The following is a 15,835-nucleotide window of genomic DNA, read 5'->3' on the forward strand; positions in this document are numbered from 1 at the left end:
AATCATGTGCACGTCGCGGGTATGATTATGGTCGGGCTGGACAAAAGGCTCATATCCGCAACCCGGCAGAAAGCCTGACCATGATCTCTTTCTCTGACCGTCAACCCGTTCTGTTCGTACCGCATGGTGGCGGTCCGTGCTTTTTCATGGACTGGCCCGGCTGGGAAAAGCTCGATGCTCACCTCCAAGGTCTCGCAGAAACCCTTCCACGCAGACCCTCGGGTATCCTCGTCATGTCAGGTCACTGGGAAACAGCCGTACCAACCGTCACAATGGCGGAAAGACCTGAACTGATCTTCGATTACTATGGTTTTCCTGCGCACACCTACGAACTGACCTATCCCGCACCCGGTTCGCCCGCGCTGGCGACGCGCGTAAAGGAATTGCTTGAACAGGCGGGGCTTCCCTGTGCGCAGGATAATGCGCGTGGTTTCGATCATGGCGTATTTATTCCCTTCCTGCTCGCCTTTCCGGACGCGGATATTCCTGTGGTTGAGCTTTCAATGGACAAAAATCTGGATGCCACTCGGGAACTTCAGGTGGGACGAGCGCTTGAAGCCCTGCGCTCGGAGAACATTCTCATCGTGGCAACCGGCATGACCTATCATAACCTCCGCCACTTCATGAGTGGTGATCCCGCAACGGACAGCCTCTCCTATGACTTCGACAGATGGCTGACCACCACAATCGAAGCTGATCCGTCCGTACGTGACCGCAATCTGTGTCAGTGGGAGCAGGCACCCGCAGCACGTATCTGCCACCCCCGCGAAGAGCATCTGCTGCCACTGATGTTCGCTGCGGGCGCGGCTGGTTCCGATCGTGGTGTACGCACCTATACCGACACCGTTATGGGAAAAGCGCTCTTGGGTTTTCGGTTCGGCTGACCCTCTCTCATGGGAGCCTTCGCTCCCTCTCCAAGGAGTTGCAACCTCATGCAGAAACATCTCTTGGCTGCGGCCACTTTTCTGGGCGTTCTATGTTCTTTTGTCGCCGCCCATGCAGCCCCTCTCCCCGCCGATGTGAAGAGCGGCATTTATGGTGTGGAACCCGCCCACACACAGGTCATCTTCTCACTTCTGCATTTCGGTTTTACCCATTACTCCGGATTACTTTCAGACGCCTCAGGCACATTGGCCTTCGATCCAAAAGACATGACGAAGACAAAGCTGAATGTCGTCCTCAAAGTGGATAGCTTACAAACCACCAGCCCAAGGCTGACCTCTGAATTGAAAACGGAAAAGTGGCTCGATACGGGTCGTTATCCCACAGCCACTTTTGTCTCCGGCGTCGTCACATCTACGGGCGAAGGCGCAGCCAATATCGCAGGCAACCTCACCTTGCATGGCATCACAAAACCCATTGTCCTCCAAGCCACTTTCATCGGTTCGGGCGAGAACCCAATGGACAAAGCCTACACACTCGGCTTTGAGGGCACCACGACCATCAGCCGCAGTGAGTTTGGCGTGAAGACGTATGTTCCGATGGTGGGCGATCAGGTCCAACTGACCATCGCGGGGGCATTCGAACGCGAGTAAGATGCAACAGTCACGACACTTTTCCCCTAGGGGCATGCCATGATGCATGGGCATATGACGACAATCACTGCCGTCGATGGCAACCCACGTTTCCAATAGAAAACACTTAATACGTGCGCAGACCTCAGCTTTACTGTTGGAGTGCACACAATCTAAAATAAAGACAACGTAGACTGATTTATACTTACGTATCGGGTTTTTCTTCCACAGCATTTTTACCTTTCTGCATCGCTTCAGTCATCTCAAGATGCTGCCTATATTCCTCATAATACTCGGGCGCAGCATGCACAAAATGCGGATCGTCCATATGAGGCACTCGACCATAATGTCCAAAATTGACCAGACGGGCCTCCATAAGATGAATTTTACCGAGTATGTCGGCTTTGAGTGCAAGAACAGCCAAGGAAGAGCCAATGAACGGTCCCAGAAGATAAATCCATAAACCATTCCAATTCCCAGCGAACAGATCGGGGCCAAATGATCGGGCAAAGTTGGCGCTATTGCCGGAAATCCAAGCCGTAAGAGGGTTCATGACGAAGAAAAAGACACCGCCAATCCACGGCGTTATCCATTTATGGTGAGGATGAGCGGCCAACCAGTAAAGAGTGACGATCAGAAGCCCCGTTACCAACATCTCCGAACCAAGGGCAAACCAGACAGAAATACCCGTGTAAGGCACTGTCGCTCCGTAATGAACGGCTAGTGCGTCCACTTTCCATGATGAAAGGAGATATCCTATACCGTAGACAATCGCTGTTCCCAGAACCGCTCCAATGACCTGCGAGATCACGTAACCCAAAGCGTCAATCCACACGATCTTTTTTGACAGCATAAACGCGAGCGTGACGGAGGGATTCAAATGCGCGCCACTGACCTTGCCAAAAGGGGTCATGGCGGCAGTTGTTCCTGCCAGACCAAAGCACAGACCACACAAAGCCGCCTGCAAGGCTGGATGAGGAGCCAGCCTATCGCCCAGCCATGTCTTAGGTGCAGAAAGCAGAATTACACAGGCAAGACCTATGAGCATCAGAACAGCAGTCGCGACCATTTCGCAAAAATAAAGCCGCCAATGAAATGGTCGCTCCGGATGTGGTTCACCGGCCAACGGCCGGTCATGGAAGTGGATATGAAAATGTGGCCAGTGAATCTGCGGCACTTTGATGTGAGAAAGGGGAAGATGAAAATGCAACGGACGATCCCATTTTTCCACTTGATTTCTATTGTCTTTTGACATCTTTCTTCTTTATCGCAATCAACATTTTGACCTGAACGTGATCGTGTGCCGAAAATAATTTCGACTTCGCTTTTATTTATGTATGAATGAAATGTAGATATTCAACGTAACATTTTCTTGATTAATTTCACCAAACACAAATGAATATGTATTATATGTATATTTACATACCAAAACATAACGCATCGCAAAAAGATGCACAAACCTAACACCACATAATTATACAAAAAACAAAATCTATATTAATTTTGAATTTTAAAAATACAGCTTTTCTTATAAGATCATCAAAACATCTAAACTAAAATATTCGCGTTCTCACACATCCAACCGACCCTCACAAGCAGACCCACAATCGTCATACATCCTTATACCCCAACTGCGACAATATCTCCTGCCGTAGTCCAAGAAGATAAGGATCGTCTCTATGGCGATGAAAAGGAGCCTCCACGCGAATATCAGACAGGATGCGTGAGCGGCTCGCACCGCCCAATGTCAGCACCCGCGTTGCCAGAAACAGTGCTTCATCCACATCATGCGTGACCATGATTGCGGTGAAACCCCTTTCCTTCCACAGCCTGTGCAATTCCGTCTGCATCGTAAGTCGTGTCAGCGCATCAAGTTTGCCCAAGGGTTCATCGAGAATAAGCATTCGCGGATGATTGACGAGAGCACGCGCCAATGCCGTCCTTTGCGCCATCCCACCAGACAACTGGTGTGGCCAAGCCTTTTCAAAACCTCCCAGCCCGACAAGCCGAATAGCTTCATCAACAGCCTGGTCGTCTCTTTTCCCTGAAATATCCTGTGAAAGCGCCACATTCTGCCGCACGGTCCGCCACGGATAGAGCGTCGGATCTTGAAACATCACGATACGATCCGGACCCGGACCGGTGACGGATTTGCCATCCACCTCGATCCATCCTGCACTCGGTTTTTCAAGACCCGCGATCAACCGCAACAGGGTCGATTTACCGCACCCGGACGGCCCAAGGAGCGCCACGAACTCCCCCGCCTCCACACGCAGATCCATCTCCTGAATGACCGGGCGATAGGTTCCATCAATGTGATATCCATGCTGCACACCACGAACATGCAGCGCCAACTCCTCACCTGATTTACTCGCCTGCCCCGTCACCATTTCAGACCATCCTTCTGCCAGACAAGAAGTTTGTCGCGCACCCGAAACAGAAGCGTAATCAGACCGGTGCACATGACGGACATCACCACGAGCGCTGCATACATGTTGGGATAGGCCGCCCATCCCTGCGCCCACTGCATGTAGAAGCCCAGTCCCGCTTTCACTCCCAGCATTTCAGCCACCACCAGCATGGCGAACGACGCGCCCAGCCCCATGAACAGCCCCACAAAAATCTGTGGAAGAGCGGCCGGAAGAGCAACGCGGAAGACAAGAAACCGCTCCCCGGCTCCCATGGTGCGCGCCACGTCATGAAAAGCCGGGTCCACGGCTGAAATGCCCGACCATGTCAACACGGCCACGGGGAAAGCCGAAGCCAGCATCATCAACGCTTCGCCAGCCACCCAGCTTGACGGGATCATGACGAAGGCAAGCGGCAGCAGAGCAACCGGAGGCAGTGGGCCGATCATGCGCAGCACCGGGTGCACCCAGTAGCGAAATCGCATGGAGCGCCCCAGTCCAATCCCCACAGCAATGCCGAGCAGAGAACCAAGGCTATAGCCCACCAGCAGCAACCCGAGCGAATGAAGCAGCGAATTGCCCAGACGCGCCCAGTCTGTGAGGAAAACATCCAGAAGATCCTGCGGGGTGCCAAAGAATGGACGTGGGAGCAAAAGCAGTTTGGCCTGTGCCACCTCCCACGCACCAAGCCCCAAACCAAGTGCCAATGCCCATGCGGCGCGCTCACGAAGCAGCTTCAGCGCGGCACCGGTCAGTAAAGCAATTCCCACCACAGCAAAGACAGCCGCAAGCACATCGGTAGCGGGAAAATCATCCGCATCCGGCCAACGCCATGTCAGGAAGGCCGCAAACAGCCACACCGGCCCCGCAAGCCATGCCACGGGCGATGTCCTCACCACCGCCCGTGTCTCAGTGTCTGGCACATCCGCCACAAACGTCGCTTCCGCCCCGCTCATGACGCGAACAGATCCTGTGTCACCCGCGCGGCATACCGTGTAGTGTCGAGCGAAGATCGAAACACGCCAATCCCCTTGAGCGCCTCCGCATAACGCACGATTTCATCACGGAAAGACCCGGCAAGAGTCTGGTGATGATGCCCCTGTATCCGAATCATCTCGGCAATATCTTGCGCTGGAACCTTGGGAGCAAAGGGCTGGAATATCTTTCCGGCTTCATCGGGGTTGCAAGCCAGCCAGGCTCCCGCATCCATGATTGCTCGTGTAACCGCACGCGCCACATCCGGCTCGTTCCGCACCAGACTGCCCCGCAGACCGATAACGCAGCACGTCGTATGCGCCCATGCTCCGGTCATGTTGCTGTCGATGTCCCGCAGATTGAACTGCTTCTTCTGCATCCAGCTTACAGGATCACCATCCGAAATGGCCTGCACTTCACCCCTTTGCAAAGCCAGCGGCAGAAGATCGGGAGGAAAGGCACGCCACGAAACATCGGTTTCGGGATCCACTCCTGCTTCTTTCAGACGGATGGAGAAGAAATTGCGATCCGGTCCACCCATGTCGGTCACGCCGACTGTTTTACCCTTCAAATCACTCAGAGAACGGATGGAACTGTCACGGGCCGTCATCAGATACATGCAGCCCGCATGAAGACCGGCCACTAGTTTCACGTCAAAACCCTGTTGCAACGGCTTGAGCCACCGCAGCGCCATGCCGGGCGCTCCGTCCGCCTTTCCCGTGGCCAGCGCCTCAAGAAGCTGATCGGTTGCACCGCCGAAATTCACATAATCCACTTCAATATTGTGACGCGCGAAAAATCCCTTTTCTTTAGCCACAGGAACAGCCGCCGTGCAGATCGAGTTCTCGTTCCATGCAATCGTCAACTTGCGTGGTTTGGTCAGCGGCGTGACATCCCCGGCAATCGCTGCCGCGCACGCCCCCTCATGATCCGGCATGTTCTGTGCATGAAGAGAACGCGAAGCCAGAGTGGCCGCTCCCACGCCAGAAAATGCCGCACCAAGAAGCCATCTGCGGGAAAAAGAGGCACCGAACATCATCAAGCCGTATCCTGAGCTGCCAGAGGCGCCGTCAGCGGCGCAAAGGGAAGATGGTGAAAAGCACGGCCGCACCATGCCAGACCGGTGGCAATCCGCTCACTGATGACAATGTCACGCACCACACAGAACAGAACATCATGCGTGCCGGACACACGGATATCCTCAATCATGCAATCCAGCGTTACAGCCGCGTCGTCGAGCAACGGCGCACCTGTTCTTCCGACACGCCAAACACCACTTGCAAACTTTTCATCGGACGTGCGGCGCGAACTTGCGAAAACCCCCGCCACACCGTCATGCCCATGCCCAAGAATGCTGATCCCCACCACACCATTGCCCCGGAATGCCTCATGGGAACGATTGCTGCGATTGAGGCACACCAGAACAGTCGGAGGCGTATCGCTCACACTCGTAATGGCGGACACCGTCAGCCCGTGGCGTCCGGCAGGACCGTCGGTGGCCACCACTGTCACGGGCGCCCCCAGACGGCTCATGGCTTCCCGGAACAGTTCCACCGAAACCGATGAGTTCACCTCGAACAGGGCACTATCAGGCCGCATGAGAGACCTCTCCTCGGTTCAGTCCCAGAACTGAAAGGACACGCGCGCTTTCCGTGCGGTCCATCCAGTCGGGCGAAACATCTGCAAAATGCACGACACGCTCGGGCCCCACGACAATGACCGCAGGTTTGGGAAGCTCCCATGTATCATCAAGACCATTCAGAGCCGCGCTCTTCCCGCCCTTGGCAAGAGCACTCTGCCGGGACGCTTCATCGAAGGTGTAGGTCAGGCCCAGCGCCCGCGACAGCTTCAGCCCTGTATCGGTGACAACCGGGAAAGGAAGATCATGACGTACAGCAATGTCGGAAAGCGCCGCTGCCGGCTGGGGAGAAATCGCCACCAGCGGAATGCCTGCGGCCTTAAGGTCCGGCCACAGAGTGTCGCGATAATGAGGAAGGGCTATGTTGCAGGCCGGACAACCGGCAAAACGGAAGAACACCAGAACCGCCGGTCCTTTCGCCACCAGATCATCCAGCGAAACCGTGCTTCCATCGACGGCCGGAAGCGTAAAGGCTGGCAACACATCCCCTTCACGCACGATATGCGCTGTCTTGCCATGCTCGCGCACCAGCGTTTGCCTCTGGTTTACGTTGACGGCCAGAGCCGCAGGCTCCCACGTGCACTCACGCTCTTCTTCGAGAGAGCGGAACTGTGCGCGAAGGGGAGCAGCAGATGCAGATGACGTCATGAGAAACCTCGTTGCGAAAATCGGAACGATCCGATCCTGCCGCGAAGACTTCCCTGACGCATAAGGAGTTCTTGTCATCCGTTCCTTGAGCATCTTTCAACCGCTCGCGGCAGCCGCCAGCAGATCCCCAAGATCGGTTGCAGCATCACCAAGATGGTTACGTCGCACAAGAATGGTCTCGATCTCAGGAACCGCAGGAAGAGCATCGCCTGTAATGGTCGGCAGACCTTCCGCCGTCGCGAAGCGACGCGTGCGGCAACTCACACCCAGTCCGCCACGCACACCGGCACGCATGGCTGGAAGGTTGGGTGTTTCCAGCACAAGTCGGTAATCGCGTCGCTCCTGTGTCAGCACCCGCAGAGCGGCATCGCGAAAACGGCAGGGTGGCTCAAGAAGAACCAGCGGCACCTCGGACCGTTCCGCAATGGCTGGATCGCCGATCCAGGTCATGCGGTCGTGCCCAACCACTTTCCATGTCGCGCCAGAACGATCTCCGTGCTGCCCCAGGCACAAAACCAGATCGAGCCTTGAGCGGTCGAACATCTCAAGCAGTTCTGCCGATCCTCCCACACGCACCACCAGCCGCGAACGGGGGTGTGCCAGACGAAACTGTCCCAGCACGTCCGGCAAGAGTGTGTCGGCAAAGTCCTGCACCATACCAACGCTGATCGGCTCCGGCTCGGAATCCTGCCCAAGGGTGCGCATGATCCGGTCATTGAGTGCAAGAAGCTGGCGCGCATATCCCACCAGTTCCTCACCGATGGGTGTGAGAATCAGACGACGGCCATCGCGGCGAAAAAGCTTCTGCTGAAGCACGTCTTCCAGCCGCTTCATCTGCAAGCTGAGCGCGGATTGGGTCAGGAAGATCGTCTCCGTGGCCTGCGCCATCGAACCCGCTTCCACGATGGCCACGAACGACCGCAGCAATTCGCTCGGCACATTGCGCGCCATGCGCTGAGGCAGCGGAGTGGCTGAGGAAGATTGGGCGGTTTGGGACATGCCGAGGTCTCCAGTCTCACTCTCCGCTTAGTGGACGATGTGGCCACATTAAGAGAGATGAAGTGCGTCTTGAGCATTCCTTGCTTGCTTTTAATCGATTTTCAAGCGTTAATTTTATTATCAACTATATTTTTTAGTAATTAAGGAGCGTTGACCATGCCCGTCGAGTTCATCGGCTTCATCGGCAGCCGCAATCATTCAGAAATCGTTCCTCCATCCGGCCCCGTCGTGGATCCGAAACATATCGAGACAGCCGCAAAAATTCACGATAACGGAGGATTCGACCGTGCACTGATCGCGTTTCACTCCAATTCACCCGAAAGCATACTGATCGCACAACACGCCGCCTCAACCGCGCCTGATCTCGGTCTGTTGATCGCTCACCGCCCCGGTTTCAATGCCCCGACCATAGCCGCGCGTCAGTTTGCCACACTCGATCACATCACCAGAGGTCGTGTTGCTGTGCATATCATCACTGGAGGAAGTGATTTGGAACTGCAGGCCGATGGCGATCACACCACCAAGGCCCAGCGTTATGCCCGCACCAGCGAGTATCTCGACATTGTGCGGCGGGAATGGCGCGAGACTTCACCATTCGATTACAAGGGCGAATTCTACGACGTGCATGGGGCCAATTCGCTCGTCCATCCCTATCGAGAAGAGGGGATTCCCGTATATTTCGGCGGCTCCTCGGAAGAGGCGATCGAGGTCGCGGGCAAACATGCCGATGTGTATGCCCTATGGGGTGAAACCTACGAGCAGGTGGCCGAAACCGTAGCCCGTGTTCGCGCTTCCGCAGCGAAGCATGGTCGCTCACCCCGTTTCTCCCTTTCCCTGCGGCCTATCCTTGCAGAAACGGAAGAAGCCGCATGGGCACGTGCCGATCGTATTCTTGAAAAAGCCCACGCTCTTCAGGAAAAGACCGGCTATATCCGCGCGGCGGAAATCCCCAATGAGGGGTCACGTCGTCTACTGGCCGCTGCCGCTCAAGGAACGCGGCTCGATAAACGGCTCTGGACGGGCCTTGCCGCGCTGACGGGCGCCAAAGGCAACTCCACTTCGCTAGTCGGCACGCCTCAGCAAGTGGCTGAAGCCCTCATCGATTATTACCGGCTGGGCATCTCCACCTTCCTCATCCGTGGTTTCGATCCTCTTCTCGACGCCTACGAATACGGTCGCGACCTGATCCCTCTGGTGCGTGAACTGGTGGCCGCAGAAGACAATCGTCACCTCACACGCGCGGCATGACACTGCCATGCCCTCATCACCCGCACGCCCCCTGCTCCTTGATCAGATCGGCGGTCCCATTGCCGCCGTTCTGGCTGACTATGCGCAGCAGGTGCGCGTCGTAGCGGGAGATCGCGATAAGGCTGAACCCTGGCGGACTGAAGGTGCGGACATTCTGTTCACCGGCCCCTCTCCAAGCTGGGCAAATGCCCCATCATCTCCACCCGCTTCATGGCAGGATGGTCCGTGCTGGGTTCAGGTGGCATCAGCCGGAATCGACAGTTTTCCGAAATGGTTGACGGAAGGGCGGATCGTCACCTGTGGGCGCGGAGATGCCGCCACACCGATTGCGGAATACGTGATGTCCGCCCTGCTCCACTATGAGCGTCAGATCGACGCGCTGCATCCGACCACGCCGCAGGAATGGGTGAAGGTGACAACGCCTTTCCGACACACGCCCATCACCGGAACCCTACACGGGCGAACTCTGGGACTGGCGGGGTACGGTGCAATCGGGCGTGCCATCGCCCTCCGTGCCCGTGTTTTCGGAATGCGTATTCGCGTGCTGCGTCGCGGTTCATGGGCAGAGACGGAGGATGGCATCGAACCCGTCTCGTCACTGAGCGAACTCTTTCGCCAGTCCGATCATCTCGTTCTCGCCATGCCGCTCACCAATGAGACACGCGGCATCGTCAATTTCGATGTCCTGCGTGAAGCAAAGCCGGGATTGCATCTCGTCAATGTCGCACGTGGTGCGTTGGTGGATCAGGACGCACTCCTGAAAGCCCTTGATGCCGGTCGTCCGGCTTTCGCCACTCTGGATGTCACCGCGCCCGAGCCTCTGCCTGCCGGGCACCCTCTCTACCTCCATCCCCGTGTGCGACTGACCCCGCATATCAGCTGGGTCGGACCGGATGTGCGCGCCAATCTAGCACGGCGCATCCGCACCAATCTGTCACGTTTCCTCAACAATGAACCTCTCCTCGACACGATCGACCCGACACGCGGTTACTGAACGCGCAAAACGAAGGATCCTTCTTCATGAACGCCATCTCTCCCCTTTCTCCACCCAAGGCCCGCACCTACCGTCTTGAGCCGCGTCCACCTGCCACGTCGCATGAAGAGGAACGTCTGCACCGCAAGCAGCGGCTGGCCGCGACATTCCGCCTGTTCGGCCGGTATGGTTTCGATCAGGGACTGGCTGGCCACGTGACTGCGCGCGATCCGGAATTTCCTGATCAATACTGGATCAACCCATTGGGTGTGCATTTCTCCCAGATCCGCACGTCCAATCTTCAGCTTGTCGATCATGAGGGCAACATTCTCATCGGCAATCGTCCGATCAACACGGCGGGCTTCACCATCCATTCCGCATTGCACAAAGCCCGCCCAGACGTGATTGCCGCTGCCCACACCCATTCCACCTATGGCAAAGCCTTCTCGGCGCTCGGCATACCTCTCCTCCCACTCACACAGGATTCCTGCGCTTTTTACGAAGATCATGCCGTGTTTGACCCCTTCTCAGGCGTGGTTCTGGAAGACAGCGAAGGCGAACGGCTGGCGGAAACACTGGACAGTCACAAGGCGCTCATTCTGCAGAACCACGGCCTGCTGACGGTAGGTCACACCGTGGAAGCCGCTGCATGGCGTTTCATCGCCATGGACAACGCCGCTCATGCCCAGCTTCTCGCGCAGGCTGCAGGCCCGGTGAAACCCATCGCTCCCGATATCGCCCGCAAAACTGCGGCACAGGTCGGCACCGAACAGGGTGGTTATTTCTCGTTCCAGCCCTTGTGGGACTGGATCGTGGCACAGGAGCCCGATCTCCTCGACTAACCCTTTTTCACAGGCAGGAGTTTTCCATGGCCACGATTTCCCCTCTGCGTGACTTCATCGTTGATTTCACAAAACTTCATGACTCAAGAAAGAACGCACAGACACTCCAGACCGAAGGAGCCGCACTCCTTCGCAGGCTTGTTTCACGCGACGACTGGTTACCTGACGAGTTCGCCCAACCCAGTCCGGAACGTTACAGTCAGTATCTCCTGCATTGCGATCCGCTGGAGCGTTTCTCTGTCGTCAGTTTCGTCTGGGGCCCTGGACAGAAGACGCCACTTCACGATCATCGTGTCTGGGGATTGATCGGAATGCTGCGTGGGCGCGAGAGCGAGACGCAGTATGAGCGGGACGAAAATGGTCATTTTCATGCCAACGACACCACTTTTCTCGAACCCGGCGAAGTGGCGCCCCTCACCCCCGGCATCAACGATTACCATCTGGTGGCCAATGCGCTGGAGGATCAGACTTCCATCTCCATCCATGTCTATGGCGCCAATATCGGTGGTGTGGCCCGCGCCACCTATGACCCCGAAACCGGCACGGAAAAAAGCTTCATCTCGGGCTATTCCAACCAGGAAACACCCAATCTGTGGGACCGATCTCGTGAAAGACAGGCCGCATGAACGCCCTTTCTCCCTCTGATGCTCCGCTGACCGGAGTCTCTTCCGAAACCGTGCGCGAACGACTACGTGCAGGCGAGGAAATCGCTCTGCTCGATGTGCGCGAGGAAGCCCCCTTCGCGGCAGGTCATCCTCTCTTTGCCGTCAATCTGCCGCTGGGGCGCATTGAGGAACGTGTGACGGGTCTTATACCACGGCGCACGGCACCCATCGTGGTGTATGACAACGGTGAGGGTCGCGCCCGAACTGCGGTCGGATTACTCCGCCAACTGGGTTATACCAACGTCTCGGTGCTGGCGGGTGGTCTGGACGGATGGCGCGTATCGGGAGGTGAACTGTTCATTGACGTGAACGTGCCCTCCAAGGCGTTCGGTGAGTTGGTCGAGCATGTCCGCCACACACCGTCCCTTTCGGCGGAAGAGGTGCATGCCCGCATCGCACGAGGAGATGATCTCGTCATTCTCGATGCCCGACGCTTTGTGGAATACAACACGATGTCCATTCCCGGTGGCCGCTCCGTGCCAGGTGGAGAGCTTGCCCTACGTACCCGCGACATCGCGCCCTCACCCGATACCACTGTGATCGTAAACTGTGCCGGTCGCACGCGCTCGATCATCGGCACGCAATCTCTCGTGAATGCGGGCCTTCCCAATCCGGTATTCGCGCTGCGCAATGGCACCATCGGCTGGACACTGGCCGGATTTGGACTCGATCACGGCGCAACACGAAAAGCCCCTGACCCTACAGAAGAAAATCACGAAAGAGCGCGACACAGAGCGCGCGAACTGGCCGAGAAGACTCGCGTGCGGAACATTACAGCCGAACAGTTGCGCGCGTTGGAAAATGAAACCGGCCGCACACTCTACCGTCTGGATGTCCGCTCCCCCGAGGAATACGAAGTCGACCACCTGGCCGGCTTCCGCTCCGCTCCCGGCGGCCAACTTGTGCAGGCAACGGATGAATGGATTGGCGTACGTCATGGCACGATCGTGCTTACCGACACAGACGGCGTACGTGCCCGCATGACTGGCCACTGGCTGCGTCAGCTTGGATGGAAACACGTCTATGTTCTGGATAACTGGGAAGGACTGAAACACGCAACTGGACCGGAACCGACCCTGCTGGCACGCCCTCTTTCCCCTGTCCCGGTCATCACCGCCGAGGAACTGGAAACGGAACTTACCGGAGTGACCCCACCGCTGGTGCTCGATCTTGCCACAAGCCGAACATTTCGTGCGGCTCATGTGCCCGGCGCATTCTTCATCCTTCCCACAGACCTGACAGCACATCGACGTGTACAGAACGCCAGAAACGTCGTTTTGACATCTCCCGATGGCGTAGCCGCACATATTGCCGCCTTGCGACTGGAAGAAAACGGTGTGAGGACGCGGGTACTGAAGGGAGGCTCGGCAGAATGGAAGACGGCGGGCCGCCCGCTTGCCTCCGGCCTCACTGATGACAATGCTCTTTCGGCACCCATCGATGTCTATAAGCGGCCTTACGAAGGCACGGATAATGCCCGTGAAGCCATGCAGGCCTATCTCGACTGGGAGTTCGGTCTCATCGCTCAGCTTGAACGCGACGGCACACATGGGTTTTCAGTGTTGGAATAAGCCTGCTTCACTGAATGTGCCAAGAAAAGGGAGAAGCGAACATACGCTTCTCCCTTTTCTATTTTGGGAACGGGCCTCTCTTTCGGCCCGTCCCTCGCCTCCTACAACGTGAAGCGGGCGGTCACGAAAATCGTTCGCGGATCGGCATAATAACCAGAATAATAGATCGGCACTCCGTTTCCCTGCGTAAAAGCAGTTCCCTGAAGATAGCGATGGTCAAGAAGGTTCCGTCCCTGCGCCTGCAACTGCCAGCGTTTGTCCGGACTGGTCCAGCTCATCATTGCGTTGACATAGGTCTGGGGCGGAATCCGATCCTGACGATTGGCAAGCGATGTCGTGTGCAGGCTGCTTTGGAACGAAACATCGGCACCGATCACAAATGTCCCCGGCAGGGGAACAGGGATACGATAGGTCAGAGAACCCGCCGTCTGAAAACGCGGTGACCACGGCAGGGGCGCGCCGGCATAAGGCGTCGTGTTGTAAAGGCTTCCGTCAGCCAGTGTTATGCGACTGGCATTCCCTTTGAATTTATCAAGCACGGAGTAAAGATAAGAGGCAGTATAGTGCAGTTCGAGATCCTTCGTGATCTTCACGAATGTTTCGATTTCGGCACCAGCGGAATGCCCCTTGCCCGCATTGAACCGACGACTCAGCCCCGATGAGGGATCAAGCGTGGTCAACTGGATATCGTCAAACTGGTTCCAGAACAGCGCACCGTTGAAGCGCACACGCCCCGGCAGCAGGTCAGATTTCAACCCCACTTCATAGGTTGTTACAATCTCGGGCTTGTAGGGAATGGACGCTTGCAGGCTTCCTGTGGCACCCGCCGACTGAGCGCGAAAATCATACCCTGCTGACTTGCCACCCTGTGAAATGGACGCATACGTCATCAGATGAGGCAGAGCCTGCCAAGTGATCGCGCCTTTCGGAAGAAGCTGTATCCAGCTCTTTCGTCCAGAAGCCGTCCACGCCACACCGCCCTGCGGACTGGAAGACAGCAGCGTCGCAAGCTGATTGGCAACCGTGGTGATGTGATTACCTCCGGCAAGATAGCTAAGCGTTTCAGAGTTTGAATGATTTTCCCAGTTGAAGCGCAGTCCAGCCGTTAACGTCACAGTGGGCGTGAGGTGATAATGCGCTTCTCCATACACAGCCCAGTTGCGATTGAGCTGGTCGATCACAGCATTGACCGGCATGTAACGGATCTGCGCTGGATCATTGGTCATTGTGCCATAAGAATTATTCGCGTTGCGGTTGGTGAACCAGTCCTCATAAAGGAAATACGCGCCGACATTGAAATCCACTTTGCCGTAATCGCCATGCAGGCGAAATTCTTGAGAATACATCCGATCCTTGTAATAGAGCTGCTGCGATCCACGCGAATAGATATCACCGTAGTTGTCGTACATGCCTTTGTCATCATATCCACGAATGCCAGTGATCGAGAACAAGGTCAGACGTGAGGAAATGGTGTAACGGATATTTCCTGTAAACCCGGCCTGCGAATAATTGTTCTTAGGAAAAGCCGGATTGTAATTGCCGTATTTGTAACCATTCAGAAGGTTGCCCACACCGCGATTGGTGCTGCCATCCACTGTACCGTCAAAAGCAAGCGTAATGTCCCAGTCCTGATTGGGCGTGAAGCGAAGTTTACCGCGGGCCTGCGTGTAATCGATGTTATTGGTGTCCTTGTCCACCGCATAATTGTGATCGATCCCGCCCCGCCCATGGTGATCGAAGGCCAAGCTGCCATATATTTTGTCCTTCAGGATCGCACCGCTGGCCGCCACACCGATCTGCCATTCGTTATAGGTGCCGTAACCGGTTTGGACCACAACGCGCCGCTTGTTGGTAGGCACGAGAGTATTGATGTGCACTCCTCCCCCTTCGGACTGATGGCCGATCGACGTTACAGGGCCACGGTCGATCTGGATGTTCTCCACATCCAGCAGTTCCTGCATATTGCCCATGTTACGCGGCAGGTACACTCCGTCGATATAGGTACCCACGGACGGCTCACCCTGTGGATCAATCTCACCAATGCCACGGATGAAGTAATTCGTGACAGAATAACCCGGCATATTATTGGGAATGTACAGATTGGGCGTCAGACGCGCGAGTTGTTTCGTACTCTGCACCCCCAGCCGATCGAGCCGCGCAGCTGACATCAACGTGGCGGATGAGGGTGTTTTCTGAAGTACGGCCTCTTTACGGGCGGTGCGACTTTTGCCCGCGATGCTCACCGTCTCAGCCTGATCGGATGCTCGCACCGCAGCAGGGGTCTTGGCATGACGGGGCGAATGGCCGGAAACAGAGCTACCGTTATCAGGCGCTACATGCCGGGTGACCGCTG

15 protein-coding genes are annotated in these 15,835 nt (G+C 56.3%); 7 read left to right on the plus strand and 8 right to left on the minus strand.

The genetic code is table 11. The features are described 5' to 3' along the window. Nucleotides 1-80: 80 nt before the first annotated feature. Both KUA11_RS05310 and KUA11_RS05315 read left to right on the plus strand, forming a co-directional pair. Entirely contained in the window at nt 81-884 is an 804-nt protein-coding gene (locus KUA11_RS05310) for a DODA-type extradiol aromatic ring-opening family dioxygenase (protein ID WP_217409327.1), read from the plus strand. A gap of 48 nt (nt 885-932) precedes the next feature. Continuing rightward, complete coding sequence (locus KUA11_RS05315) at nt 933-1,535, plus strand: YceI family protein (RefSeq protein WP_217409328.1); 603 nt, start codon at nt 933-935, stop codon at nt 1,533-1,535. A gap of 184 nt (nt 1,536-1,719) precedes the next feature. Here KUA11_RS05315 and KUA11_RS05320 read toward each other — a convergent pair whose 3' ends face one another. The 7 genes from KUA11_RS05320 to KUA11_RS05350 all read right to left on the minus strand — a co-directional run bounded on the left by KUA11_RS05320 (nt 1,720) and on the right by KUA11_RS05350 (nt 8,183). Beyond that, complete coding sequence (locus KUA11_RS05320) at nt 1,720-2,697, minus strand: MIP/aquaporin family protein (protein ID WP_368040945.1); 978 nt, start codon at nt 2,695-2,697, stop codon at nt 1,720-1,722. A gap of 427 nt (nt 2,698-3,124) precedes the next feature. Then, nucleotides 3,125-3,904: an ABC transporter ATP-binding protein gene (locus tag KUA11_RS05325; RefSeq protein WP_217409330.1), complete on the minus strand. Its 780-nt coding sequence runs from the start codon at nt 3,902-3,904 to the stop codon at nt 3,125-3,127. Continuing rightward, nucleotides 3,898-4,878, minus strand: a complete 981-nt coding sequence (locus tag KUA11_RS05330; RefSeq protein WP_217409331.1) for an ABC transporter permease — start codon at nt 4,876-4,878, stop codon at nt 3,898-3,900. Before KUA11_RS05330 ends, KUA11_RS05325 begins: the two co-directional genes overlap by 7 nt. After that, nucleotides 4,875-5,936, minus strand: a complete 1,062-nt coding sequence (locus KUA11_RS05335) for an ABC transporter substrate-binding protein (RefSeq protein WP_217409332.1) — start codon at nt 5,934-5,936, stop codon at nt 4,875-4,877. Before KUA11_RS05335 ends, KUA11_RS05330 begins: the two co-directional genes overlap by 4 nt. After that, complete coding sequence (locus KUA11_RS05340; protein ID WP_217409333.1) at nt 5,936-6,496, minus strand: flavin reductase; 561 nt, start codon at nt 6,494-6,496, stop codon at nt 5,936-5,938. The genes KUA11_RS05335 and KUA11_RS05340 overlap by 1 nt, the downstream gene beginning before the upstream one ends. Then, the gene (locus KUA11_RS05345; RefSeq protein WP_254454698.1) at nt 6,486-7,184 is read right to left on the minus strand and encodes a peroxiredoxin-like family protein; all 699 of its coding nucleotides are present in this window, start codon (nt 7,182-7,184) and stop codon (nt 6,486-6,488) included. The genes KUA11_RS05340 and KUA11_RS05345 overlap by 11 nt, the downstream gene beginning before the upstream one ends. Nucleotides 7,185-7,280: 96 nt before the next feature. After that, nucleotides 7,281-8,183 (minus strand): LysR substrate-binding domain-containing protein, encoded by a 903-nt coding sequence (locus KUA11_RS05350; protein ID WP_166318250.1) that lies wholly within the window; start codon nt 8,181-8,183, stop codon nt 7,281-7,283. Nucleotides 8,184-8,339: 156 nt separating this feature from the next. Here KUA11_RS05350 and KUA11_RS05355 point away from each other — a divergent pair, with 156 nt between their 5' ends. Genes KUA11_RS05355 through KUA11_RS05375 form a run of 5 tightly spaced genes read left to right on the plus strand, consistent with a single transcriptional unit; the run spans nt 8,340 to nt 13,482 of the window. Next, nucleotides 8,340-9,431: an LLM class flavin-dependent oxidoreductase gene (locus KUA11_RS05355; protein ID WP_217409335.1), complete on the plus strand. Its 1,092-nt coding sequence runs from the start codon at nt 8,340-8,342 to the stop codon at nt 9,429-9,431. Between the two features lie 7 nt (nt 9,432-9,438). Further along, on the plus strand, nt 9,439-10,425 hold the full coding sequence (locus KUA11_RS05360) for an NAD(P)-dependent oxidoreductase (protein WP_217409336.1): 987 nt from the start codon (nt 9,439-9,441) through the stop codon (nt 10,423-10,425). Between the two features lie 26 nt (nt 10,426-10,451). Next, nucleotides 10,452-11,246, plus strand: coding sequence for a class II aldolase/adducin family protein (locus KUA11_RS05365; RefSeq protein WP_217409337.1), 795 nt, complete (start codon nt 10,452-10,454; stop codon nt 11,244-11,246). Nucleotides 11,247-11,272: 26 nt separating this feature from the next. Beyond that, the gene (locus tag KUA11_RS05370; protein WP_217409338.1) at nt 11,273-11,872 is read left to right on the plus strand and encodes a cysteine dioxygenase family protein; all 600 of its coding nucleotides are present in this window, start codon (nt 11,273-11,275) and stop codon (nt 11,870-11,872) included. Beyond that, on the plus strand, nt 11,869-13,482 hold the full coding sequence (locus tag KUA11_RS05375) for a rhodanese-like domain-containing protein (RefSeq protein WP_217409339.1): 1,614 nt from the start codon (nt 11,869-11,871) through the stop codon (nt 13,480-13,482). Before KUA11_RS05370 ends, KUA11_RS05375 begins: the two co-directional genes overlap by 4 nt. Before the next feature lie 101 nt (nt 13,483-13,583). On the opposite strand, the gene KUA11_RS05380 is transcribed toward KUA11_RS05375, so the two are convergent. Further along, nucleotides 13,584-15,752, minus strand: coding sequence for a TonB-dependent receptor (locus KUA11_RS05380; protein ID WP_368040936.1), 2,169 nt, complete (start codon nt 15,750-15,752; stop codon nt 13,584-13,586). Between the last annotated feature and the right edge of the window lie 83 nt (nt 15,753-15,835).

Origin of the sequence: Acetobacter estunensis (assembly GCF_019083805.1) — a bacterium.
GTDB classification, from domain to species: Bacteria; Pseudomonadota; Alphaproteobacteria; order Acetobacterales; family Acetobacteraceae; genus Acetobacter; species Acetobacter estunensis_A.

Bases quoted from the DNA above. Each gene is read 5' to 3' on its own strand.
- KUA11_RS05310 (WP_217409327.1), top strand. From the start codon at position 81: ATGATCTCTTTCTCTGACCGTCAACCCGTTCTGTTCGTACCGCATGGT.
- KUA11_RS05315 (WP_217409328.1), top strand. From the start codon at position 933: ATGCAGAAACATCTCTTGGCTGCGGCCACTTTTCTGGGCGTTCTATGT.
- KUA11_RS05325 (WP_217409330.1), bottom strand. From the start codon at position 3,904: ATGGTGACGGGGCAGGCGAGTAAATCAGGTGAGGAGTTGGCGCTGCAT.
- KUA11_RS05330 (WP_217409331.1), bottom strand. From the start codon at position 4,878: ATGAGCGGGGCGGAAGCGACGTTTGTGGCGGATGTGCCAGACACTGAG.
- KUA11_RS05335 (WP_217409332.1), bottom strand. From the start codon at position 5,936: ATGATGTTCGGTGCCTCTTTTTCCCGCAGATGGCTTCTTGGTGCGGCA.
- KUA11_RS05340 (WP_217409333.1), bottom strand. From the start codon at position 6,496: ATGCGGCCTGATAGTGCCCTGTTCGAGGTGAACTCATCGGTTTCGGTG.
- KUA11_RS05345 (WP_254454698.1), bottom strand. From the start codon at position 7,184: ATGACGTCATCTGCATCTGCTGCTCCCCTTCGCGCACAGTTCCGCTCT.
- KUA11_RS05350 (WP_166318250.1), bottom strand. From the start codon at position 8,183: ATGTCCCAAACCGCCCAATCTTCCTCAGCCACTCCGCTGCCTCAGCGC.
- KUA11_RS05355 (WP_217409335.1), top strand. From the start codon at position 8,340: ATGCCCGTCGAGTTCATCGGCTTCATCGGCAGCCGCAATCATTCAGAA.
- KUA11_RS05360 (WP_217409336.1), top strand. From the start codon at position 9,439: ATGCCCTCATCACCCGCACGCCCCCTGCTCCTTGATCAGATCGGCGGT.
- KUA11_RS05365 (WP_217409337.1), top strand. From the start codon at position 10,452: ATGAACGCCATCTCTCCCCTTTCTCCACCCAAGGCCCGCACCTACCGT.
- KUA11_RS05370 (WP_217409338.1), top strand. From the start codon at position 11,273: ATGGCCACGATTTCCCCTCTGCGTGACTTCATCGTTGATTTCACAAAA.
- KUA11_RS05375 (WP_217409339.1), top strand. From the start codon at position 11,869: ATGAACGCCCTTTCTCCCTCTGATGCTCCGCTGACCGGAGTCTCTTCC.